This is a genomic window from Rubrivirga halophila (assembly GCF_046845755.1).
GTDB lineage: Bacteria > Bacteroidota > Rhodothermia > Rhodothermales > Rubricoccaceae > Rubrivirga.
Genome location: NZ_CP177357.1, coordinates 3,853,074 through 3,874,416 on the forward strand (window position 1 = coordinate 3,853,074; position 21,343 = coordinate 3,874,416).

Sequence of the window (21,343 nt, forward strand, 5' to 3'; positions counted from 1 at the left end):
TGCCTCGCCTACGTCTCCTCGTCCACATACGCCACGTGGCGGAAGTAGGTCTGGTCCTCGAAGGACGCGCCGAGCGCGCCGACGCCGATCCCCAGCGCCGACACGAACCCGGCGAACGCGAGCACCTCGTCGGGCCCGACGGACCGGCCCAGCGAGCCCGCCCAGCCGTCCAGGATCGCGCCGTCGAAAAACAGGATCCGGAGCACGAGCGTGGCCCCGAACAGCAACGCCCACGTGGTCGACATCCCGAGCCCGAGCGCGAGCAGGATCGAGGCCGACTGCACGACCTGCTGCTCGGTCCGCACCTGCCCGTGCCGCCGCGCCAGCAGGCCCTGCTTGCGGACGAGGTACCCGCTCGTCCCGACGATTGCCAGCACCGACAGCGCAATGACGAGCGGGATCGGCTGGCGCGCCCCGAGGTCCCACGCCTCGGCCGTCATCACGAGCACGATCAGCGTCGAGGCCGCCGCCGTGGTCAGCTTCGAGAGCTGGAACGGGAAGCGCCACGGGCGGATCTGCAGGACCGTGTCGGCCACGTCGGGCCAGTTGAGCAGGAGCGCCTTGGCGGCGAAGGCCACGTTCCCAAGCCGCTCGAACGCCGACTCCTCCTCCATGCGCACGTCGGCGACGTCGGCGACCTCGGCCTCGATCTCGGTCCGATTGGGCTCGGAGAACGAGAGCGACGAGCGGTCGAGGTCGGCGGGCGAGCGGGGCGGGTACATCACGGCGTCCTCGCGCGTCTCGTGGTCGAGCCCGTTGAGGTGGCCGAAGGCGTGGAGCGCGAGCGCCGCGAGGCGGTGCGCGAAGCGCTCGGTCTGCTCGGCGTCGCTGAGGTCGGGCTGGCGCGTGCTCGGGTCCAGCCGCGCCAGCGACAGCGCGGCCACGTCGAGCGCCTGCGACGGCGTCGCGAGCGTGAACGGCCGGAACCGGGCGCGCAAGTCGGCGCCGGTGACGACGAGCGCGAAGTCCCACCCGGCCACGCGCCGCTCGGTGGCCCCGGCGTCGAGGAGGTCGACCGGCTCGACCTCCTGGCCGCCCGCGTGCAGGTCGGTCCGCCGGACGATCGGGAACGACCACGCGAAGCCGGGGAGTTCGGACCGGAGCGCCTGCCGGACGAGCACGCGGGCGCGCTTGAGAGCCGCCTCCTGCGCCTCGTCGAGCGGGCCCGCCTGCACCCAGCCGACGACGACGGCGGGGACGTGGGGCTCGGCGCCGGTGTCGGGGTCGGGCGGCGGGGCGTCGGTGGCGGGCGGCGTCTCGGGCATGGGCCGAAGGTCGCACCGGGGCGGGCGCGTGTCGAGGGACCCTTCCGGAGGGGCACACCGGCGGTGTGTCCCTACCCGGCGGCGCGGCCTTCGGCCAAGGCGCTGCATCCCTCGGAAATGACGGGGCGCCCCTCGGACATGGGAGCGCGACCCTCGCCAGAGGCGCTGCGACCCTCGGAAGGAGCGGAGCGTGCCTCGGAAATGATTCTGTATGCCTCGGAAACTCCGTTGCATGCCTCGGACGAGGCGCTGCACCTCCGCCTGGTTGCAGGGCATCCGCGCCCGCCGATGGCGAATGAACCGCCGGACACGGCCCCCGCCCCGGCGTACGTTCTGTCCGCCTCCGATCGACTGCCCATGCCCATGCTCCCGCTTGCGGGGCGCCGCCTCGCGCTCCTCCTCCTCGCCCTGCCGCTGGCGGTCGCCGCCCAGCCGCTCACCGTCGACTACGAGCGGTTCCGGCTCGACAACGGGCTCGACGTGATCCTGCACCGCGACGCGTCGGTGCCCGTCGTCACCGTCAACACGTGGTACCACGTCGGCAGCGCGCGCGAGGCGCCGGGGCGGACCGGCTTCGCGCACCTGTTCGAGCACCTGATGTTCGAGGGCTCCGGCCACGTCCCCGAGGGCGCCATCGACACCTGGCTGGAGGAGGCCGGCGGCGGCGCGAACGGCTCGACCACGCGCGACCGGACGAACTACACGACCGACGCGGCCTCGAACGGGCTGGAGACGGCGATCTACCTCGACGCCGACCGCATGGCGTCCCTCTTGGACGCGATGTCGCCCGAGAGCGTCGACGGCCAGCGCGACGTGGTCAAGAACGAGCGGCGCCAGAGCGTCGAGAACCGGCCCTACGGGTACGCCTTCTCGGTCCTGGGCCAGACGCTCTTCCCCGAGACGCACCCCTACCACTGGCCCGTCATCGGCTCGATGGAGGACCTCACGGCCGCCAGCTACGACGACGTCGTGAGCTTCTACCGGACCTACTACACGCCCAACAACGCGAGCGTCGTCATCGCGGGCGACCTCGACCTGGCGCAAGCGCGGGCGTGGGTGACGGAGTGGTACGGGGCCATCCCGCGCGGGCCCGAGCCGCCGCTCCAGCCCGTCGCCCGGCCGACGCTCGACCGCGAGCACCGGCTGGTGCTGGAGGACGACGTCCAGCTGCCGCGCCTCTACCTCGCGTGGCACAGCCCGGCTCGGTACGCCGCGGGCGACGCGACGATGGAGGCGCTCGCGGGCGTGCTCGCGGGTGGCAAGACCTCGCGCCTGTACCGCGCGCTCGTCTACGAGCAGGAGATCGCCCAGGACGTGGCGGCCTTCCAGTCCGGCGACCTGGCCGGCGGCACGTTCTACGTGATGGCGACGGCCCGGCCGGGCGTCGACCTCGACACGATCGAGGCGGCGATCGCGGCCGAGCTCGACGCCCTCCGCGCCGAGTCCCCGGACGCGCGCGAGCTGGAGCGCGTCGTCAACGGCGTCGAGGCGCAGTTCCTCGACAACCTCGAGACCGTTGACGGCTTCCGCGGCAAGGCCGACCAGCTCAACAGCTACCTCTTCTTTACCGGCACGCCGGACTACTTCGAGGAGGACCTCGCCCGCTACCGCGCGCTCGCGCCCCGCGACCTCTCGGACGCCGCGCTCACGTTCCTCCGTGACGACGCCCGCGTGGCGCTCTCCATCGTCCCCGCTGGCGAGCCGGCCCTGGCGCTCGACGGCGCCGACCCCGTCACGCCCAAATTCTAGAGTCGTCGGTCGTCGGTGATCGGTCCTCCGTGTGGGGAGCGGTCGGGACCGACCACCGACAACGGACCACCGACCACCGACTCCGATGCGCATTCTCCTCCTCGCCCTGCTCGCGCTCGCCGCCGTCGCGCCGTCTGCCCAGACCGCCGCGCCGGACTGGGGGACGCGCCCCGCGCTGGCGGCCCCGCCCGCGTTCACGCCGCCCGCCGTCGAGCGGCACGCGTTGTCGAACGGGCTGCCCGTGCTGTTCGTCGAGAAGCCCGGCGTGCCACTGGCGCAGATCGACCTGCTCGTCCGCGCGGGCTCCGTCGACGACGGCGACCAGGGCGGGCTGGCGTCCGTCACGGCCGACCTGATGGACGAGGGGGCCGGGGACCTCGACGCGCTCGCGCTGGCCGACGCCATCGACTTTCTGGGCATCGACCTGGGCGTCGGGGCCGGGCTCCACAGCCTGAGCGTGCGCCTGCACACGCCGCTCTCGAAGCTCGACGCCGCGCTCGCGCTGATGGCGGACGTGGCCCTGCGGCCGACGTTTCCCCACGCCGACATTGAGCGCGTCCGCACGAGCCGGCTGACGGCGCTGGCGCAGCGCCGCGACGAGGCCCGGTCGATCGCCGGGGTCGCGCTCGCGCGCGCGGTCTACGGCGACGACCACCCGTACGGGCGACTCGGGACCGGTGAGCCCGCGACGGTCGGGGCGCTCACGCGCGATGACCTCGTCGCCTTCCACAGCCGGTCCGTCGTGCCCGGGCGCTCGGCGCTCGTCGTCGTCGGCGCGACGACGTGGGAGGAGATGAGGCCCCGGCTGGAGGCGGCGTTCGGCGCCGACGTGTGGCCCGCGACCGGCGTCGCCCCGGTGAATGCGCCGGCCGTGCGGATCCCGGCGCAGGTCGGCCCGCGCGCGATCACGTTCGTCGACAAGCCCGGCGCGGCGCAGTCCGTCGTCCGCATCGGCCGGGTCGGCGCGCCGCGCTCGACGCCCGACTTCTACGCGCTCGACGTGCTCAACACGATCCTGGGCGGCAGCTTTACGAGCCGCCTCAACCAGAACCTCCGCGAGGACAAGGGCTACTCGTACGGCGCGCGCTCCGTCTTTGAGTACCGCCCCGTCGCCGGCCCGTTCGTCGCCTACGCGGACGTGCAGACCGACGTGACGGCGCCCGCGCTGACGGAGTTTTTCCGCGAGCTCGCCGCCATCGGCGAGCCGATCCCCGCCGACGAGCTGGCGAAGGCGCGCGAGAACCGGGCGCTCTCGTTCCCCGCGCCGTTCGCGACGGTGCGCGGCACGGCCGCGATGGTCGGCGACGCCTGGCTCGACGGGCTGCCCGACGACGCCTACGCGGTCTACGCCAGCGGCGTCCGCGCCGTGACGGCGGCCGACCTCGCCCGCGTCGCGGCGCAGTACGTCGACCCGGAGCGTGTGGCCGTCGTCGTCGTGGGCGACTGGTCCGTCGTCGGCGAGTCGGTCGAAGCGCTGGGGCTCGGCCCCGTTACCGTCCTGTCCGTCGACGATGTGCTGGGCGAGTAGGGGACGAGCGCGCTTAGTCGGTGATGGACGCCAGCACGCGGGCGACGAGGCCGTCGAGCGCCGACCCGTCGATCCAGCGCGCGACGACGACGAGGTCGTGCTCGGGGTCGACGTAGACGAGGTTGACGCCGGCGCCGAGGTGGGCGAAGGCGGTCGCCGGGGCGCTCGGGAAGCGCGCGCGGTCGTGGTTGAGGAAGTAGTTCATGACGCCGTAGCCAGGCTCGGCGGGCGTCGGCGTGAGGGCCGTGTCGAACCAGGCGTCGGGGACGATCTGGCGGTCGCCCCACCGGCCGCGCCGCAGCGTCAGGAGCCCGAAGCGGGCCTGGTCGAAGGCCGTCAGCCACAGCCCGCCGCCCCAGTGCGTCCCGCCCGAGACCGACTGGACGGGCTGGCCGTCCAGGAGCACCCAGCTCGTCCGGTACCCGTGCCACCGCCACGTCGGCGACGCGCCGATCGGGTCCATGACGCGCTCGCGCAAGACGACCGGGAGCGGCCGCCGCCACACGTTGAGCAGCGCCATCGCGAGCACGTTGACGCGCGTGTCGTTGTACTCGTAGACCGTGCCCGGCGCGACGCGCGGGCGCGTCAGCCAGGTGTCGGGGTCGCGGTCCGGGCGGTCGGCCCAGTCGGGCTTGCCCCACAGCTCGCCCTCCCAGTCGCTGGTCTGGCGGAGCAGGTGGTCCCAGATGATCCGCCGGTTGTGGTCGCCGGGGAAGAGGTCGAAGGTCTCGGCCCGGCCCAGCTCGGCCGGCCGGGCGCCCGGGCCGATCTCGCCGAGCGCGGTGACGGGCGCTTGCGAGCGCCACACCGGGTCGTCGAGCGCGATCCGGCCGTCGGCGACGGCGAGCGCGGCGACGGTGGACAGGAAGCTCTTGGCGACGCTGAACGTGGGGTCGACGCGGTCGGGCTCGCCCCATTCGGCGACGACGGCGCCGTGGCGGACGATCACGCCGGTCTGCGGCCCGCGCGTCAGGAAGGGGCCGACGGCCTCGCCGTACGGCTCGCGCCCGAACCCGCGCGCGTGCGCGAGCGCCAGGTCGCGCGGGGCCTCGGCCTCGTTCGCCTGGGCGAAGGCGACGGCCGCCGCGAGCGAGTCGGGGTCCATCCCGACGGCGGCGGGCGTTTGGCGGTCCCAGTCGCCGGGTGGGGGGACGTAGGGCGTCTGGGCGCTGGCGGTGGCCGCCAGCAGGGCGAGGAGCAGGAGCGTGCGCATGCCCGAACGTAGCGCCGGGCTCGGCGCACGGCGGAGCCGAACCGGCCGGCCCCGGTATCATCGGGCTCCGCCCCGCCCCCCTTCCGCCCGTCATTATGACCCTCACCTTCTGGGGCGCCGCCCAGACCGTCACCGGCTCCCTCCATTTCGTTGAACTCGACGACGGCACGCGCCTGTTTTTGGATTGCGGCCTCTTCCAGGGCCGCCGCGAACTGGGCAAAAAGCTGAACAACGAGTGGCCGTGCTCGCCAGACACCGTCGATGCCGTGCTCCTCTCGCACGCCCACATCGACCACGCAGGGCTCCTGCCCAAGCTCTGGCGCGACGGCTTCCGGGGGACCGTCTACGCGACGCACGCCACGCGCGACCTGTGCGCGATCATGCTCCGCGACAGCGCCTACATCCAGGAAAAAGACGCCGACTTCTTCAACCGCAAGATTCGCAAAAAGGGCCAGCCCGAGGTCGAGCCGCTCTACGCGATGGAGGACGCCGAGGGCGTGATGGACTGCTTTCACGGGGTCCCGTACGGGACCCCGTTCGGGGTGCCGGGAGGCGTGAAGGTGGTGTACCGCGACGCCGGCCATATCCTGGGCTCGGCGACGATGACGCTCGACCTGCCTGGCGGCAAGCGGCTCGGGTTCACCGGCGACGTCGGCAACCCGGGCCGGCCGATCCTGCGCGACCCCCAGCCGCTCCCACCCGTCGACTGGCTGATCTGCGAGAGCACGTACGGCGGGCGCGAGCACGAGCCGGTCGACCAAGCGAAAGAGCGGCTGGCCCGGATCGTGACCGAGACGGCCGCGCGCGGCGGGCGCGTCGTCATCCCCGCCTTCGCCGTCGGGCGGACGCAAGAGATCGTCCACAACCTCGATCAGCTGTGGAACGAGGACCGCATTCCCCGCATCCCCGTCTTTGTCGACAGCCCGCTCGCGGTGAATGCGACGGCCGTCTTCCAGACGCACCCCGAGTGCTACGACGCGGACTTGTTGGAGTACATGTTGACCGACCCCAACCCGTTCGGCTTCGAGCGGCTGGAGTACGTCCGCGAGGCCAAGCGATCGAAAGAACTCAACGGGCTGACCGTCCCGTTCGTCGTGATCTCGGCGTCGGGGATGGCCGAGGCGGGGCGGATCCTGCACCACCTCCGCAACACGGTCGAGGACCCCAAGCACACCGTCCTGATCGTGGGCTACCAGGCCGAGCACACGTTGGGGAAGCGGATCGTCGAGCGGCGCGACGAGGTCAAGATCTTCGGCAAGCCGCACTCGCTGCGCGCGCAGGTCGAGGTCATGAACACGTTCTCGGCGCACGCCGACGAGCCCGGCCTGGTGGCCTTCGTGTCGGCGCTCGACGCCGACCGGCTGCAGACCGTCTTCTTGGTGCACGGCGACCCCGAGCGGCAGACGGCGCTGGCGGAGGCGTTCGGCCGGGCGGGCATCGGCGCGGCCGTCGAGGCCCCGGAGCGCGGGCGCACGGTGGCGCTGTAGGCGTGCGCAGGGAGTAAACAAAAGAGAGTTAGGGTGCTGCCGTTGTCCGGCCCGTCGGTCGGCGGTGCGGCCCGGCAATCGCGCCTCGTCCGCCCTGGGGTGGGGTGGCGAAGGAATGCGCCTCGGGGATGTGGCGGGAACGATCCACGAAGGCAGACAAGGACGGGAGGAATATGGGACAGTCGGGCGGGGTGCCCTATCGTCGGGAGAGAGGGGCTCGACACGTCGTCCCATTTGTTCGTCTTCCGGTATGTCTGAACACTTCGACACCGTCATCGTCGGGTCCGGGTTCGGCGGGTCCGTCACGGCCGCGCGCCTGTCCGAGGGCGGCCAGCGCGTGTGCCTGCTGGAGCGCGGCCAGGCGTTCCCGCCCGACTCGTTCCCGCGCACCCAGCACGGCCTGAGCCGCAACTTCTGGGACCCCAGCGAGGGCCGGTTCGGGATGTTCAACGTGTGGTCGTTCGAGGGCCTGGAGGCGCTCGTCGCGTCCGGCCTCGGCGGCGGCTCGCTGATCTACGCGAACGTGCTCCTGCGCAAGCCGCCGGAGTGGTTTGCCAACGACTTCGGCGGGGCCCGCGAGCCGTGGCCGGTGACCTACGACGACTTGGTGCCGCACTACGAGCGCGCCGAGGCGCGGCTGGGCGTCCAGCGCTACCCCTTCGACAAGGCGCCCTACGACAAGACCCGCAAGACGCAGGCGCTCAAGGACGCCGCCGACCGCTTGGGCCTGGAGTGGGAGCTGCCCCCGCTCGCGGTCACCTTCGCCAACGACGGCGAGGAGCCGGCCATCGGCGAGCCCATTGTCGAGGCCCGCCCCAACCTCCACGGCCGCACCCGGACCACGTGCCGGCTCTGCGGCGAGTGCGACGTGGGCTGCAACTACGGCAGCAAGAACACCCTCGACTACAACTACCTCACCGACGCCCACCACGCCGGCGCCGACCTCCGGACGCTCTCCGAGGTCCGCCGCATCGAGCCCCGGCCCGAAGGCGGCTACCGGATCCACTACGTCCGCCACCGGATCGACGGCGCCCACGCGGACGCGCCCACGCGCGACCCCGAGAGCGTCACGGCGGACCGCCTGGTGATGAGCGCCGGCACGCTCGGCACGACGTACCTGCTGCTCCGAAGCCGCGACGACCTCCCGAACCTCAGTCCGCGACTCGGCGAGCGGTTCTGCGGCAACGGCGACCTCCTGTCGTTCGCCATGAAGTGCACCGGCGACGACCCCAGCGAGACCGTCGACCTCGGGCCGACCTACGGGCCCGTCATCACGAGCACGATTCGCGTCCCCGACGCGCTCGACGGCGGGGGCGACGGGCGCGGCTACTACATCCAGGACGCCGGCTTCCCCGCGTTCGCGACGTGGCTCCTGGAGGCGTTCCAGATTCGGGGCACGGTCGGCCGCGTGGCGCACCTGCTGTGGGCGCGCGTCCGGGCAGCGCTCGGGCGGAGCCCCCGCTCCGACATATCGGCCGAGCTGGCCGACGTGCTCGGCGACTGCGCGCTGTCGCAGGGCTCGCTCCCGCTCCTGGGCATGGGCCGCGACGTCCCCGACGGCACGTTCACGCTCGCCGAGGACGACCACCTCGCCTGCGACTGGACGATCGACTCGTCGAAGCCCTACTTCGACCGCGTCTTGGGCACGATGCGCGACATCACCGACGCGTGGGGCGGCGAGTTCCTGCCGAACCCGACGTACCGCCTCAGCCGCGTCATCACGGTCCACCCCCTCGGCGGCTGCCCGATGGGGCTCACGCCCGAGGAGGGCGTCGTCGACCCCTTCGGCGAGGTCTTCGGGTACCCCGGCCTCTACGTCGCCGACGGCTCGGTGCTGCCGGGCCCGACCGGCCCGAACCCGTCGCTGACCATCGCCGCGCTCGCCGACCGGACGGCGGACCGCATCCTGGGGGTCCTCTGATGGCCGCCGCCCCGCTCCGCGAGCGCACCCTGCCCTTCACGGCGGGCGACGGGATGCCGCTCTCGCTCGTCCACGTGCGGGCCGAGGCGGAGCCGACGAAGGGACCCGTCCTGCTCGTCCACGGCGCGGGCGTCCGGGCCGACATCTTCCGGGCCCCGACGCGCGAGAACCTCGTCGACTACCTCGCGCGGCGCGGCTACGACGTCTGGCTCGAAAACTGGCGCGCGAGCATCGACGTCCCGCGCAACGAGTGGACGCTCGACCAGGCCGCCCGCCACGACCACCCCCGCGCCGTCGAGGCGGTCGTCGCCGAGACCGGGGCCGAGTCGGTCCAGGCCGTCATCCACTGCCAGGGCTCGACGAGCTTTATGCTGTCGGCCGTGGCGGGGCTGGTGCCCCGGGTGCGGACCGTCGTCAGCAACGCGGTCTCGCTGCACCCGGTCGTCCCGGCGTGGAGCCGGTTCAAGCTGGGCGTCGTGGTGCCGCTCGTGGGCACGATGACGGACTACCTCAACCCGCAGTGGGACCGCCACGCCGAGTCCCGCATCGGCCGCGTGCTCCACCGCGTCGCCGACCTCACGCACCGCGAGTGCGACAACGCGGTCTGCAAGCAGGTCAGCTTCTACTACGGGAGCGGCTTCCCGGCGCTCTGGGAGCACGACAACCTCGACGACGCGACGCACGACTGGCTGCGGACGGAGTTCGCCGATGTGCCGATGTCGTTCTACCGCCAGATCGTGCGTGGCGTTCGGGCCGGGCACCTCGTCCCGGACGAGCCCGGCCCCGACCTCCCCGCCGACATCGCCACGCGGGCGCCCGAGACCGACGCCCGGTTCGCCTTTTTCGCCGGGACGGAGAACCGGTGCTTCCTGCCCGAGAGCCAGGTCCGCACGCACGCCGCCTTCGAGGCGCGGGAGCCCGGCCGGCACGCGCTCCACGTGCTCCCCGGCTACAGCCACCTCGACGTGTTCATGGGCCACGCCGCCGCGGACGACGTCTTCCCCCTCATCGAGTCCGAACTCGCCGCCGCCTGAGCCATGCCGAGCCCCGCTCGCCAGCGCCGCCTCGCCGGCCGCCACGCCCTCGTCGACGGCATCCGCTTCGTGATGCCCGTCCACTCCGAGCACTCGCCGGCGCTGATGGCCGCCTTCCCGTGCGACGCCGAGAAGGCCGCCGCGCTGCTGCCCGGCGGCGAGGTCCACCCGTTCCGGATGCCCGACGGCCGGGCCTTGCTCGTCGTCACCGTCATCGACTACCGGACGACCGACATCGGGGCCTACATCGAGTACAGCATCGCGATCGCCTGCACGCACGGGCCGGCGCCCGCGCCGCGCCTGCTCCCGGCGCTGTTTCGCGAGCGCTACGGGCTCGGCCAGTACGTCCTCGACCTGCCCGTCAGCACCGACGTCTCGGTGAAAGGGGGCAAGGGGATCTGGGGGATGCCCAAGCACAAGGCGCCGCTCGACTTCGTCGTCGGCGACGACGTCGTCAGCAGCCAGTACGACCTCGACGGCCAGCTCGTGCTCCGCGTCGACGTCCGGAAGCCCGGGCGGGCGTGGCTGAAGATCAAGCTCGCGGCCGCCAACTACTGTGCGTTCCGGGGGATGTTGATGAAGAGCTACATCTCGTTCGCCGCGCGTGCCGGGTTCCGCCTGTTCGACAAGACGGCCGCGACGCTGACCTTCGGCGACCACCCCCGGATCGCGCCCGTCAAGGCGCTCGACGTCGACCCGCACCCAGTCTTCGCCGCCTACCTCCCCGACTCCGGCGGCGTCCTCGACGACCACTTCGAGGGCTGGTTCCTGACGCACAACACGCCTCCCGAGCCGGGCGACGGCGGCGACGGGCTCGACAGCGTGGTCCCCCTCGGCCTCAGCGAGGAGTGGCCGCCGCCCCCGACCCGCGACGCCGTCCCGACGGCCGCGCACGCCGCCTGAGCCATGTCGCCCCGACTCTACGCGCTCGTCGTCGCCGTCCTCTTCGCGTGCGTCTCGATGTACTTCGGGACCGGGTGGTCGACGGTCCTCTTCCAGTTCCCGGTGATGCCCGAGCTCACGCCGGACAACTACGCGCTCCACTTCCTCCCCCAGATCGACGCGGCGACGACCGTGTTCACGGTCCTGGTGACGCTGATGCTGGCGGCCTGCGCCGTCATGCTCTGGCAGGAGTGGCGGACCCGGTTCCGCTGGGTCCCGATCGCCCTCCTGGTGCTCATCGTGGTCTCGACCGGCGTGACGATGCTCGTCGTGTTCCCGATCAACGCCGTGCTCCGCGCGGGCGTCGCCGACCTCGCCACGCTCCGGCCGCTCGTGCGCGGCTGGATGGACTGGACGTGGGTGCGCGCGGCGCTGTGGAGCGCCGAGTGGGCCGTCCTGATGGTGTACCTCGCCGCGAAGGCCTTTCCTCGCCCGGCCCCCTCCCCGTCATGACCACGCTCCGCCTCGTGCTCCTCGCCATCGCCGCCGTGACCGTCGTGAGCGGGCTCGTCCAGGCACTCGCGCCCTCATTCGTGCTCGGCCTCATCGGCGCCGAGGGCTCCCCGGGGGGCAACCACTCGTTCGGCATCGTGGGGATGTTCATGGTCCTGTTCGGCGGGCTCCTGTGGGAGGGGCTGTCCCCGCGCGGGCCGATCCCGACGGCGCTCCGGTGGGCCGGGCTCCAGAAGCTGGGCGCCGCCGGCGCCGTGACGCTGGGCGTGGCGCGCGACCTGTTCGGGCCGCTCGCCCTCGGCGTGGCCGGGTTCGACCTGCTCTCGGGCGTGCTCATCTTCGTGTACCTGGTGCGGGCCCGATGACGCGCGCCGCCTCCATCCTCGTCGTCGTGTGGGCCGCCTCGGCGCTCGTGTTCGGCGCGGTCGGGCTGGTCGCGGCCCCGTGGGAGCTCGGCGTCGCGTTCGGGGCGGCCGGGCTGGGGGCGTCGGTGCTGAACCAGTACCGCTTTTTGCGGGGCGTCGAGGCGGGCGTGGGCCTGCTGTTCCTGGTGCTCCGCCGCGATGTGCTGGCCGACCGTCGACTGGGGCTCCTGTTCGTGGCCGTCGCCGGCCTGGGCGCGCTCGGGCGCGCGCTGGGTGCTGTGCTGGACGGGCCGCCCGCGGCCTGGATGTGGGGCCTGTTCGCGCTCGAGGCCGCCGCCGCCGCCGCCGTCGCGGCGCACCACGCGGGGAGGCGATGAGCACGCGCGTCCCCCTCAGCGCGCGCCCGGACGACACCCCGCGCCGGGCGCTCTTGCTCGCGGGCGGCGGGATGCGCGTGGCCTACCAGGCCGGTGTGCTGATCGCCCTCGAAGAGGCCGGGCTCACGTTCGCCCACGCCGATGGCGCCTCGGGGGGGACGATCAATTTGGCCATGCTGTTCTCCGGGCTCCCGCCCCGGGAGATGGCCGAGCGCTGGCGGACGCTCGACCTCAAAGACTTCGCCTCGCCCCTCCCGCTCCGCGAAGTCCTCTCGATCCAGACCCCCGGCGTCGCCGACGCCGACGGCATCCGCGACCGCGTCTACCCCCACCTCGGCATCGACGTCGACGCGATTCGCGCGGCGACGGGGATGGGGGGCACGTTCAACGTGTGCGACTACGGCCGGAAGACGGTCTGGGCGGTGCCCCACGCCGAGGTCACGATGCCCCTCCTGCTGGCGGCCGTCTCGCTGCCCGGCGTGATGCCGCTCCAGGAGCACGCGGGCGCGTTGTACACCGACGCCGTCTGGATCAAGGACACGAACGCCTGGGAGGCCGTCCGGCGCGGGGCCGAGGAGCTGTGGCTCGTGTGGTGCATCGGCAACACCGACGTCTGGCGCGAGGGGCCGCTCGACCAGTACGTCCACATGATAGAACTGAGCGCGGCCGGCGCGCTCAACGAGGAGCTCGACCGGATCGCCGAGCTCAACGGCCGGATCGCGGCCGGCGACTCGCCCTACGGCCAGCGGACGCCGGTCCGCCTCCACGTCGTCCGGCCGGTCCACCCGATCCCGCTCGACCCCGACTTCTTCCTCGGCCGGATCACCGCCGCCGAACTCATCGCCCAGGGCTACGCCGACGCCCACCGCACGCTCCGCGCCCGCACGCCGCAGGGCGTTCCCCTCACCCCCGACGCTACGATCATGGACAGCCCCCGCCCCGGAGTCGCCTTCCGCGAGACCATGTCCGGCCCGTTCGCCCTGGCCGAGTCCGACCCCGAGGAGGGGGCCGCGACCGGGACGCGCTCGGGCACCACGCTCGCGCTCCACGCCTCGATCGCGATCCCCGACATCGAGCGGTTCGAGGCCGACCCCGACCACCTCGGCGAGATCACCGGCGAGGTCGAGTTCGCGCCGTTCGCCGAGCGCCTGCTGGTCACGCACGGCCGGTTCAACCTGTTCGCGCCCGCCGCGAGCGGGCCCGGGAAACCACTCAAGCGGATGGTCTATGAGGTCGGCTTCACGCACGCCGGCCAGCCCTACTACCTCGCCGGCCACAAGGACGTCCGCGACGACCCCGGCTTCGACTTGTGGTCCGACACGACGACGCTCTACACCCGGCTCCACGAGGGGTCCGACACGTCCGGCCCCGTCGTCGGCGCGGGGATCCTGAGCCTGGGCGTGGCCGACCTCGCGCGGCTGGTCTCGACGATCCGCGCGACGGGCGCCGACGGCGCGGTCGCCCGGGCCCAGGCCGTCGGCGCCTTCGGCCGGTTTTTCCTGGGCGAGCTCTGGGACACCTACGCCGGCTCCGCCTCGACCGACTGATCGCATGGCCGACTTCCCCAAAGCCCCGCCGCCCCTCGACGACGGCACGCCCGACCCGGTCGCCCTCGGGTTCGAGCCGTTCCAGAAGATGGTCAAGTGGTTCACGCCCTCGGAGCTGACGCGCACCGGGGCCGAGGCCGTCATCTCGTCGCTGTTCGGGGCCTACGCCGACAACCGCGAGATCCAGGCGCTGCGCGGCGAGACCGTCCGGTTCGACTACGCGACCGAGCCCCCGGCCGTCTACGACGGCGCCGCCCGCAAGCCGCTCGGCACGGCCGCCGCCGAGCCCGTCGAGGACCTGTGGGTCGACTACGTGGCGGATCTCGGCGACGGGTGGGACCCGACCTACGCCATCGCGTCGCTGCTGGCGGCGGAGACGCTGACCGTCGGCGGCCACGAGACCCGGCGCGGGCGCGTGCTGGTGCTCGGCGGCGACCAGGTCTACCCGACGGCCAAGAAGGACGAGTACCAGAACCGGTTCGCCGGCCCGTACCGCGCGGCGCTCCCGTACGTCCGCGACACGCCGCCCCACCTGTTCGCCGTCCCCGGCAACCACGACTGGTACGACGGGCTGACGAGCTTTACCCGGCTGCTCTGCCAGGGCCGCTGGATCGGCGGGTGGAAAACGCAGCAGAGCCGGAGCTACTTCGCGCTCCAGCTGCCCGGGAACTGGTGGCTCTGGGGCCTCGACGTCCAGCTTGCGTCGGACATTGACGAGCCGCAGCTCAACTACTTCCGCCGCCTCGGGGCCCAGCTCAAGGCGGAGCACCCCGAGGGCGTCGACATCATCCTGTGCCTCGCCGAGCCGGTCTGGGCGACGGCGGGGGCGACGGCCGACGTCGACGCCTACGACACGCTCGCGCAGTTCGAGGACTTCACGATGACGCGCTACGGGCACCGCCACCGGGTCGGGCTCGCGGGCGACCTCCACGCGTACGGGCGGTGGGAGAGCGAGGACGGCCGCCGCCAACGGTTCATCTCGGGCGGCGGCGGGGCCTACCTCTACCCCAGCCACCTCTTCCCCCCCACGCTCCGCCTCCCGACCGGCCCGAAGGGCCCGGGCCAGACCACGGAGACGTTCCGGCTCGGGACGGCCGCGCCCGGCGGTGCCCCCCCGCGCAAGGCGATCTACCCGCCCGAGCGGGCGTCGTGGAATCTGGCCGGGCAGGTCATCCTGTTCCCGGCCCTCAACACGCAGTTCTCGCTCTTCTTCGGGATGCTCTACCTCGTGCTGGCGTGGCTCGTCCAGAGCGCGAGCAAGGCGCTGGGCACCGGCGAGGCCTCCTTCTTCCAGCAGCTCGCGGATGCGGGGCAGGCCGGCGGCTCGCTTGGGGACGCGTTCCGGACCGGCGCGCGGGCGCTCGTCGACGTCCTCGCCCACGCGCCGCTGGCGGCCCTGCTGGCGGCCATCCTGTTCGCGGGCCTGACCGCCTTCGCCGACGGCGGCAGCCACGTCCTGAAGCGCCTCTTCGGCGACCGGTGGGGGGTGCGGGTCGGCAAGGGGATCCTCGGCACCGTCCACACCCTGCTGCACCTCGGCGCGTTCGTCCTGCTGACGTTCACGTTCGTCTGGCTCAACACGACGGAGCTGCTGCCCGGCGTCGCCGTCGACCTCTGGCCGCAGGTCGTGCTGTTCGCGGTCGAGATGGGACTCGTCGGGAGCGCGGCGGCCGGCGTGGTGTGGGCGGTCTACCTGTTCTTCGCGCACTGGGCGCGGCGGCACGCCAACGAGGTCTTCTCGAGCCAGAGCATCGCCGACTACAAGCACTTTCTGCGGCTCCGCGTCCGCCCCGACGGCGTGACGATCTACCCCATCGGTATCGAGGACGTGCCCAAGGGGAAGCGGAGCTGGGTCTACCAGCCCGGCGCCGACGGCACCCCGTGGTTCCTCCCGAAGGGGAAGCCGCTGGCCAACCGCGCGCGGCTGGTCGACGGGCCCATCGAGGTGCCCAGCGAGCGGGTGCCGCCGGTGTGAAATCGGGCGCGGCGTGCCGCCGCAGGCGCGCGGGCCCTACCTTGGGGCCTGCTCTTTCGCCCCGCCTCAGGTGCCGCGCCCGCGCGGCTGAAAAGGGAATCCGGTGCCGACGCTGTCGCATGCCGGAGCTGTACCCGCAACTGTAGGCAGTCTGCCGCCGGCCGCGACGCCTGCGCCCACTCCATCCGGGGGAAGGGCGAGGCCGAGCCGACGGGCGTCCCGCTGGGCGGGACCGGACTGCGAGCCAGGAGACCTGCCTGTCGCGACGACCCCACCCGCCTCCGGGACCAGAGGCGCGGCGTTCCCGACGGCGGCCGACCGGCCGTGCGCGCGATCCCCGTGTCTCCGAGAGGCATGGGCTTTTTTATGCGCGCCTGCGCCCTCGCCTTCCTCCTCGCCACGGCTGGCGCCGCCCAACCGGCGGTGCCCGACTCCGCGCTCGCGGAGGTCACCGTCACGGCCGCCCGCCAGCCCGTCGCGACCGCCGACGCGCCGGCGCGGGTGACCGTCCTCGACCGGGAGGCGCTGGCGGCCCAGTCGTCCCTGGCCGACGCGCTGGCGGCGCGCGCGCCCGTCCATGTCCGCCGCTACGGGCCGAGTGGGCTCGCGAGCGTCTCCATCCGGGGCGCGGGCGCGGCGCAAGCACTCGTGCTCCTCGACGGCCAGCCGCTCACCGACCCCGCGCTCGGACAGGTGGATCTGTCGCTGCTGCCGACGGCGCTCCTCGAATCCGTCGAGGTGCTGAGCGGGCCCGCCTCGGGGCTCTACGGGACGAGCGCCGTCGGCGGCGTTGTCCACCTCCGCCCGGCGACAGACGGGCTGCGGGCCTCGACCGGACTGGGGGCGTGGGGCGAGCGGACGGCGTCGGCCGTCGCGGCTGGGCAGCGCGGCGCGCTGTCGGTCGTCGCGGCGGGCGACCTCGCGCGGGCGGACGACGACTACACGGTCGCCGATCTGGGGCGCGCCGGGCAGCCCCAGGTCGCGCGCCAAGGGTGGGGCAGCCGCCGGGCGACGGCGTATGGCGCGGTCCGGCTCGACGGCTCGCGCTCGACCGCCGGACTCAGCCTGTGGGCCGCGGATGCCGAACGCGGGCTGGGCGGGGCCGTGCTCGACGGCGCGCTCGTCGGCGCGCGCCAGTGGGACCGCCGCGTCCGCCTCGCGGGCTCGGCCGCGACCCGGCTGGCGGGCACGCGCGTCGAGGCCGCCGGGCACGTCCAGCGGGCCTCGCTCCGCTACGCCTCGCCCTCCCCGCCGACGGATCGCCCCGACGCGATCGACGACACGGGCCGGACGACGACCGCCGCGCTCGACCTCCGCGCCACGCGCGCCGTGGGCGCCGCGTCGTGGACCGCCGAGCTGGCGGGCGCACTCGGCCGCGCCGACCACCCGAGCCTGGCCGATACCGCCGAGGACCGCGTGCTCGGCGCCGGGGTGGCGGGCCGCCAGCCGATCGGGCGGCTCACGCTGTTCCCGGCGCTGCGCGCCGACCTCCACGCGCCCGCGGGCGGGGCGCGCCGCCTCGCGCTCGCGCCCCAACTCGGCGCCAACGTCCGGCTGGCGCCTCGGTGGTCGCTCAAGGCGACCGCCGCCCGCGCCTTCCGGATGCCGACGCTCAACGACCGCTTTTGGGCGCCCGGCGGCAACCCCGACTTACGCCCCGAGACCGCGCTCAGCGCCGACCTCGGCGCCGTCTGGGCCGGGCCCGGCGCGCAAGCCGAGGCGACCGTCTTCGCCACGGCCGCCCGCGACCAGATCGTGTGGGCCCCGACCGCCGCCGGGTACTGGGCCCCCGACAATGTCGCCCGGACGCGCACGGTCGGGGTCGAGGCCTCCGCACGCGGCGCCCGCGTCGTCCAGTTCGGCGGCCCCCTCCTCGTCGACGGCGGCGCCCTCGGCACCCTGCTCGACGCCCGCGATCTCGACCGCGGCCAGCCGCTCCGTTACGTCCCCCGGTGGATGCTCAAGGCGTGGGCCGGCGTCGCGCGCGGCCCCGCCCGCGTCGCCCTCGATGCCCAGGCCGTCGGCGCCCGGCCGACGACCGCCGGCGGCTCGCAGCCGCTCGCGGCGCACGTCGTGCTCGGCGCCCGCGTCGGTCTCGACCACGCCCTCGGCCCGGCCACCGTCACCGTCGGGGTCGACCTCGACAACCTCCTGGACGCTCGCTACGAGACCGTCCGCTCCCACGTCATGCCCCCCCGCCACGCCCGGCTCCGCCTCGCGGTCCGGGCCCGCTAACGCTATGCGCACCCTTTCCCTTCTCGCCCTCCTCCTCGTCGTCGGCTGCGACTCGACCGCGCCCGACGCCACGGGCTCCGTCTACGTCGCCAACCAGGGCATCTTCTCCGACAACAGCGGCTCGGTCACCCGTTTCGACCCCGACGCCGGCACGGCGACGGCCGACCTCGCGCCCGGCCTGGGCGGGCTCGTCCAGTCGGTCGAGACCGTCGGCGACCGCGTGTTCGCGTTCCTCAACTTTAGCGACTCGTTCGGGACCGGCAGCGGCCGGATCGTCGAACTCGACCCGACGACGGGGACGGTCCTCGACGACGTCGAGGTCGGGACGCCGCGCGCGTGGGCGGTCGTCGGCGCGACGGCGTTCGTGACCAACTTCTACGGCGCCTCCGTGACCCCGGTCGCGCTCGACGGCCTGGCGGCGGGCGCGCCGATCCCGGTCGGCGACAATCCCGAGGGCATCACGGCCGTCGGCGACCGCATCTACGTGGCGAACTACAGCGCGGGCTTCGACTTTGGCGCGGGCACGACGGTCTCGGTGATCAGCGCGTCCGCCCGAGCCGTCGTCGAGACGATCGACGTGGGCTGCGACGGGCCCCGGTTCGTCTTCGCCGACGCCGACGGCGAGGTCTGGGTGGTCTGCACCGGCCGGACGCTCTACGACGCCGACTTCAACGTGGTCGGCCAGACGACCGGCGACGTGATCGTGCTCGACGGCGCGACGGGCGACGAGGTCGCGCGGCCGGGCCTCCCGGGCCAGGTCGGCAGCGGCACGCTCGGGACCGACGCCGCCCACAGCGCGGCGAGCAAGGAGGTCTACGTGTCCCTCGGCGATCGCCTCCTGGTCTTCGGGACGGACGCCAACGCGGGCCGCTCGGCCCTCGTCGTGGACGGCCCGCCGATCTCGGCCGTCGCCTTCGACGACGTCGACGGCCGCTTCTACCTCGGGCGCGTCGACGCCGACGCCCCGTTCAGCGCGCCGGGCACGGTCACGGTCCACGACCGGGAGGGCCGTCAGCTGGCGCAGTTCGGGGCGGGCGTGATCCCGTCGGCCGTCGCCTTCGGGCCGGCGCGATGACCATCGATCGCTGCCTGTGCTTCGACCGGACGTTCGCCTCGCTGGCGGACGTCGCGGCCGAGACCGGCGCGCGCACGATCCCCGATCTCCAGGCGAATGCCGAGTTCGGACTCAAGTGCCAGCTCTGCCACCCGTACGTCCGCCGGATGCTGCGGACGGGCGAGACCGTCTTCCACCGGGTCGTGACCGAGGTCGACGAACCCGATCGCCTGCGGGAAAGGGGAGAGGCGTAGAGGCGTGGCCGACGGCGTGCCGCCCGGCCCTCGGCCCGTGCCCCGTTCCCGTTTCCCATCTCCTCCCTAGTCCGTCTGGATCAGGCGCTCTGGGGCGTAGGGCATAGATTCGTCCCCTCCGCCCCCGACGCCCGTGCGCGCGCTCTGCCTGTTCCTGGCCCTGCTGGCGCCCCTCGCCGCGGCCCAGCCCACCGACCCCGCCGGGCGCCCCGCCGCGTCCGGGTTCGTCGCTGATGGCGGGCGGCTGGTCCACTTCGACGTCGTCCGCGACAGCGTCGTCACGTTCGGGCAGGGGGCCGAGGGCCAGCCGCGCATCTCGATCCCGTACGCCGCCTTCGTCGACGTGCTCGGCCGGGCGGGCCGGGCCGGCGCGCTCGGCACCGCCGACGCCGTCGCGGGCCCGCTCAGCATCGACGTGGACGACCGGTCGGTCGTGCGGCTGGCGACCTCGGTGCCCGTCGGGTCGCTGGCGCTGGCGCTGATGGGGATGGGGCTGATCGTGCTGGCGGGCGGGGCCGTCGCCTGGGAGCGGCGCGCCCGGCGCGCCAGCCGGATGCGGGCCGAGTTCCGGCGGCGCTTGGCGGCGGCGCGCGAGGCCGAGCGGACCCACCTCGCGCGCGAGCTCCACGACGGGCCCGTCCAGGACCTGTGCGCGGTCCAGCTCGCGCTCGGCGCGATCGACGACGGGCCCTCGCGGACGGCCGTCACCGGCGTCGTCGACGAGCTTCGTGCGCTGTGCGACGAGCTCCGGCCGTCGGCGCTCGACGCCTTCGGCCTGACGGCGGCGCTGGCGGCCCTCGCCGACCGCGCCGACCGGCTCGGGTGGGGCGGCGACGGCGGCGGGCTCGCCGTCCGGTTTTCGGCGACCGACGCCGTCCGCGCGGTCGCCGACAGCCGGGCGCTCGGCGACGAGCGGCGGCTGGCGCTGTACCGCATCGCCCAGGAGGCCATGAACAACGCCGTCGAGCACGCGGGCGGGACGCGCGTCGAGGTCGAGCTCGACCTCGACGACGACCACATCATCCTGACCGTCGACGACGACGGGACCGGCCCGCCGGCCGCCAGCGCGCTCGACTACGCCGCCGACGGGCACTACGGGCTGCTCGGGATGCGCGAGCGGGCCGAGCTGCTCCGCGCCGACCTCACCATCGGCCCGAGCCCGCTCGGGGGCACGCGCGTGGCGCTCGCGGCGCCGATCCCGATGCACCGGCTGGCGGCGGCCGCGGCGGCATAACAGGCCGAACTGCCCTTGTCGGAGCCGGAGCCCGTGTGCACCTTCTCGACTCCCGATCGGCCCCCTCCCGCCTCGTCTCATGTCTGACGCCCCCGTCTCCGTCGTCGTCGCCGATGACCACCCCGTGTTCCGCGCTGGCATCCGCGACGCGCTCGAAAAGGGCGGCCAGGTGGACGTTGTGGGCGAGGCCTCGGACGGCGTCGAGGCGCTCAAGCTGGTCCGCCGCCTGCGCCCGGACGTGCTGCTGCTCGACATGAACATGCCCGAGATGTCGGGCCCCGAGGTGGCGGCCGAGCTCAACGGCGATCCCGAGGCGCCGCGCATCCTGGCGCTCAGCGCGTTCAACGACTCGGCCTACATCCACGGCCTGCTGGAGGCCGGCGCGGCGGGCTACATCACCAAGGACCAGCACCCGACGGCCGTCCGCGAGGCCGTGCTGGCGGTCCACAGCGGCCACGGGCGGTGGTTCGTGCCGATCCCGCGCAAGCCGGAGATGCTCTCGCCGCTGACCGGGCGCGAGCACGAGGTGCTCGTGCTGATGGGCCGCGGGCTCGACAATGCGGCCATCGGCGAGCGGCTGCGGATCGCGGAGAACACGGTCCGCAACCACCTCGCGGCGGTCTACTCCAAGCTCGACGTGAGCACGGCGCGCGAGGCGGTCGCCTGGGCGTGGGAGAACGGGCTCGTCAAGTCGACCTGACGGCCCCCGC

At 73.7% G+C, this 21,343-nt stretch carries 18 protein-coding genes and 1 riboswitch; of the genes, 16 read left to right on the top strand and 2 right to left on the bottom strand.

Features of this window, described 5'->3' with window-relative positions; translation table 11 throughout:
* Positions 1-8: 8 nt before the first annotated feature.
* A complete protein-coding gene (locus tag ACLIRP_RS16850; protein ID WP_412061632.1) occupies positions 9-1,265 on the bottom strand; it encodes a DUF2391 domain-containing protein in 1,257 nt (418 codons plus the stop codon).
* Between the two features lie 357 nt (positions 1,266-1,622).
* Between ACLIRP_RS16850 and ACLIRP_RS16855 the strand changes: the two genes are divergently transcribed.
* Together ACLIRP_RS16855 and ACLIRP_RS16860 are read left to right on the top strand one after the other, a co-directional pair.
* A complete protein-coding gene (locus tag ACLIRP_RS16855; protein ID WP_412061633.1) occupies positions 1,623-3,014 on the top strand; it encodes a M16 family metallopeptidase in 1,392 nt (463 codons plus the stop codon).
* A gap of 85 nt (positions 3,015-3,099) precedes the next feature.
* Positions 3,100-4,542 carry a M16 family metallopeptidase gene (locus ACLIRP_RS16860; RefSeq protein ID WP_412061634.1) on the top strand — a complete coding sequence of 481 codons (1,443 nt, stop codon included), beginning with the start codon at positions 3,100-3,102 and terminating at the stop codon, positions 4,540-4,542.
* Between the two features lie 13 nt (positions 4,543-4,555).
* Here the strand turns inward: ACLIRP_RS16860 and ACLIRP_RS16865 are convergent, their stop codons facing one another.
* Entirely contained in the window at positions 4,556-5,755 is a 1,200-nt protein-coding gene (locus ACLIRP_RS16865) for a serine hydrolase domain-containing protein (RefSeq protein WP_412061635.1), read from the bottom strand.
* Between the two features lie 95 nt (positions 5,756-5,850).
* Here ACLIRP_RS16865 and ACLIRP_RS16870 point away from each other — a divergent pair, with 95 nt between their 5' ends.
* The 14 genes from ACLIRP_RS16870 to ACLIRP_RS16935 all read left to right on the top strand — a co-directional run bounded on the left by ACLIRP_RS16870 (position 5,851) and on the right by ACLIRP_RS16935 (position 21,333).
* Positions 5,851-7,242 carry an MBL fold metallo-hydrolase RNA specificity domain-containing protein gene (locus ACLIRP_RS16870; protein WP_412061636.1) on the top strand — a complete coding sequence of 464 codons (1,392 nt, stop codon included), beginning with the start codon at positions 5,851-5,853 and terminating at the stop codon, positions 7,240-7,242.
* A 250-nt stretch (positions 7,243-7,492) separates the two neighbouring features.
* Positions 7,493-9,163, top strand: coding sequence for a GMC oxidoreductase (locus ACLIRP_RS16875; protein WP_412061637.1), 1,671 nt, complete (start codon positions 7,493-7,495; stop codon positions 9,161-9,163).
* Positions 9,163-10,197, top strand: a complete 1,035-nt coding sequence (locus ACLIRP_RS16880) for an esterase/lipase family protein (protein WP_412061638.1) — start codon at positions 9,163-9,165, stop codon at positions 10,195-10,197. The genes ACLIRP_RS16875 and ACLIRP_RS16880 overlap by 1 nt, the downstream gene beginning before the upstream one ends.
* Positions 10,198-10,200: 3 nt before the next feature.
* Positions 10,201-11,100: an acetoacetate decarboxylase family protein gene (locus ACLIRP_RS16885; RefSeq protein WP_412061639.1), complete on the top strand. Its 900-nt coding sequence runs from the start codon at positions 10,201-10,203 to the stop codon at positions 11,098-11,100.
* Between the two features lie 3 nt (positions 11,101-11,103).
* Complete coding sequence (locus ACLIRP_RS16890) at positions 11,104-11,592, top strand: hypothetical protein (protein WP_412061640.1); 489 nt, start codon at positions 11,104-11,106, stop codon at positions 11,590-11,592.
* Positions 11,589-11,957: a patatin gene (locus ACLIRP_RS16895; RefSeq protein WP_412061641.1), complete on the top strand. Its 369-nt coding sequence runs from the start codon at positions 11,589-11,591 to the stop codon at positions 11,955-11,957. Before ACLIRP_RS16890 ends, ACLIRP_RS16895 begins: the two co-directional genes overlap by 4 nt.
* On the top strand, positions 11,954-12,334 hold the full coding sequence (locus tag ACLIRP_RS16900; protein ID WP_412061642.1) for a DUF4345 family protein: 381 nt from the start codon (positions 11,954-11,956) through the stop codon (positions 12,332-12,334). Before ACLIRP_RS16895 ends, ACLIRP_RS16900 begins: the two co-directional genes overlap by 4 nt.
* Positions 12,331-13,881: a patatin-like phospholipase family protein gene (locus ACLIRP_RS16905; RefSeq protein ID WP_412061643.1), complete on the top strand. Its 1,551-nt coding sequence runs from the start codon at positions 12,331-12,333 to the stop codon at positions 13,879-13,881. The genes ACLIRP_RS16900 and ACLIRP_RS16905 overlap by 4 nt, the downstream gene beginning before the upstream one ends.
* A 4-nt stretch (positions 13,882-13,885) precedes the next feature.
* On the top strand, positions 13,886-15,856 hold the full coding sequence (locus ACLIRP_RS16910; protein ID WP_412061644.1) for a hypothetical protein: 1,971 nt from the start codon (positions 13,886-13,888) through the stop codon (positions 15,854-15,856).
* Between the two features lie 51 nt (positions 15,857-15,907).
* Positions 15,908-16,132, top strand: a riboswitch (cobalamin riboswitch).
* Between the two features lie 90 nt (positions 16,133-16,222).
* A complete protein-coding gene (locus ACLIRP_RS16915) occupies positions 16,223-18,091 on the top strand; it encodes a TonB-dependent receptor plug domain-containing protein (protein WP_412061645.1) in 1,869 nt (622 codons plus the stop codon).
* Positions 18,092-18,095: 4 nt separating this feature from the next.
* The gene (locus ACLIRP_RS16920) at positions 18,096-19,166 is read left to right on the top strand and encodes a YncE family protein (protein WP_412061646.1); all 1,071 of its coding nucleotides are present in this window, start codon (positions 18,096-18,098) and stop codon (positions 19,164-19,166) included.
* Positions 19,163-19,399: a (2Fe-2S)-binding protein gene (locus ACLIRP_RS16925; protein WP_412061647.1), complete on the top strand. Its 237-nt coding sequence runs from the start codon at positions 19,163-19,165 to the stop codon at positions 19,397-19,399. Before ACLIRP_RS16920 ends, ACLIRP_RS16925 begins: the two co-directional genes overlap by 4 nt.
* A 133-nt stretch (positions 19,400-19,532) precedes the next feature.
* Positions 19,533-20,633: a sensor histidine kinase gene (locus ACLIRP_RS16930; RefSeq protein ID WP_412061648.1), complete on the top strand. Its 1,101-nt coding sequence runs from the start codon at positions 19,533-19,535 to the stop codon at positions 20,631-20,633.
* A gap of 79 nt (positions 20,634-20,712) precedes the next feature.
* On the top strand, positions 20,713-21,333 hold the full coding sequence (locus ACLIRP_RS16935; protein WP_412061649.1) for a response regulator transcription factor: 621 nt from the start codon (positions 20,713-20,715) through the stop codon (positions 21,331-21,333).
* The last annotated feature ends 10 nt before the right edge of the window (positions 21,334-21,343 follow it).

Excerpts from the sequence above, each read along its gene's own strand:
- ACLIRP_RS16850 (WP_412061632.1), bottom strand. The coding sequence starts at position 1,265 with ATGCCCGAGACGCCGCCCGCCACCGACGCCCCGCCGCCCGACCCCGAC.
- ACLIRP_RS16855 (WP_412061633.1), top strand. The coding sequence starts at position 1,623 with ATGCCCATGCTCCCGCTTGCGGGGCGCCGCCTCGCGCTCCTCCTCCTC.
- ACLIRP_RS16860 (WP_412061634.1), top strand. The coding sequence starts at position 3,100 with ATGCGCATTCTCCTCCTCGCCCTGCTCGCGCTCGCCGCCGTCGCGCCG.
- ACLIRP_RS16865 (WP_412061635.1), bottom strand. The coding sequence starts at position 5,755 with ATGCGCACGCTCCTGCTCCTCGCCCTGCTGGCGGCCACCGCCAGCGCC.
- ACLIRP_RS16870 (WP_412061636.1), top strand. The coding sequence starts at position 5,851 with ATGACCCTCACCTTCTGGGGCGCCGCCCAGACCGTCACCGGCTCCCTC.
- ACLIRP_RS16875 (WP_412061637.1), top strand. The coding sequence starts at position 7,493 with ATGTCTGAACACTTCGACACCGTCATCGTCGGGTCCGGGTTCGGCGGG.
- ACLIRP_RS16880 (WP_412061638.1), top strand. The coding sequence starts at position 9,163 with ATGGCCGCCGCCCCGCTCCGCGAGCGCACCCTGCCCTTCACGGCGGGC.
- ACLIRP_RS16885 (WP_412061639.1), top strand. The coding sequence starts at position 10,201 with ATGCCGAGCCCCGCTCGCCAGCGCCGCCTCGCCGGCCGCCACGCCCTC.
- ACLIRP_RS16890 (WP_412061640.1), top strand. The coding sequence starts at position 11,104 with ATGTCGCCCCGACTCTACGCGCTCGTCGTCGCCGTCCTCTTCGCGTGC.
- ACLIRP_RS16895 (WP_412061641.1), top strand. The coding sequence starts at position 11,589 with ATGACCACGCTCCGCCTCGTGCTCCTCGCCATCGCCGCCGTGACCGTC.
- ACLIRP_RS16900 (WP_412061642.1), top strand. The coding sequence starts at position 11,954 with ATGACGCGCGCCGCCTCCATCCTCGTCGTCGTGTGGGCCGCCTCGGCG.
- ACLIRP_RS16905 (WP_412061643.1), top strand. The coding sequence starts at position 12,331 with ATGAGCACGCGCGTCCCCCTCAGCGCGCGCCCGGACGACACCCCGCGC.
- ACLIRP_RS16910 (WP_412061644.1), top strand. The coding sequence starts at position 13,886 with ATGGCCGACTTCCCCAAAGCCCCGCCGCCCCTCGACGACGGCACGCCC.
- ACLIRP_RS16915 (WP_412061645.1), top strand. The coding sequence starts at position 16,223 with ATGCGCGCCTGCGCCCTCGCCTTCCTCCTCGCCACGGCTGGCGCCGCC.
- ACLIRP_RS16920 (WP_412061646.1), top strand. The coding sequence starts at position 18,096 with ATGCGCACCCTTTCCCTTCTCGCCCTCCTCCTCGTCGTCGGCTGCGAC.
- ACLIRP_RS16925 (WP_412061647.1), top strand. The coding sequence starts at position 19,163 with ATGACCATCGATCGCTGCCTGTGCTTCGACCGGACGTTCGCCTCGCTG.
- ACLIRP_RS16935 (WP_412061649.1), top strand. The coding sequence starts at position 20,713 with ATGTCTGACGCCCCCGTCTCCGTCGTCGTCGCCGATGACCACCCCGTG.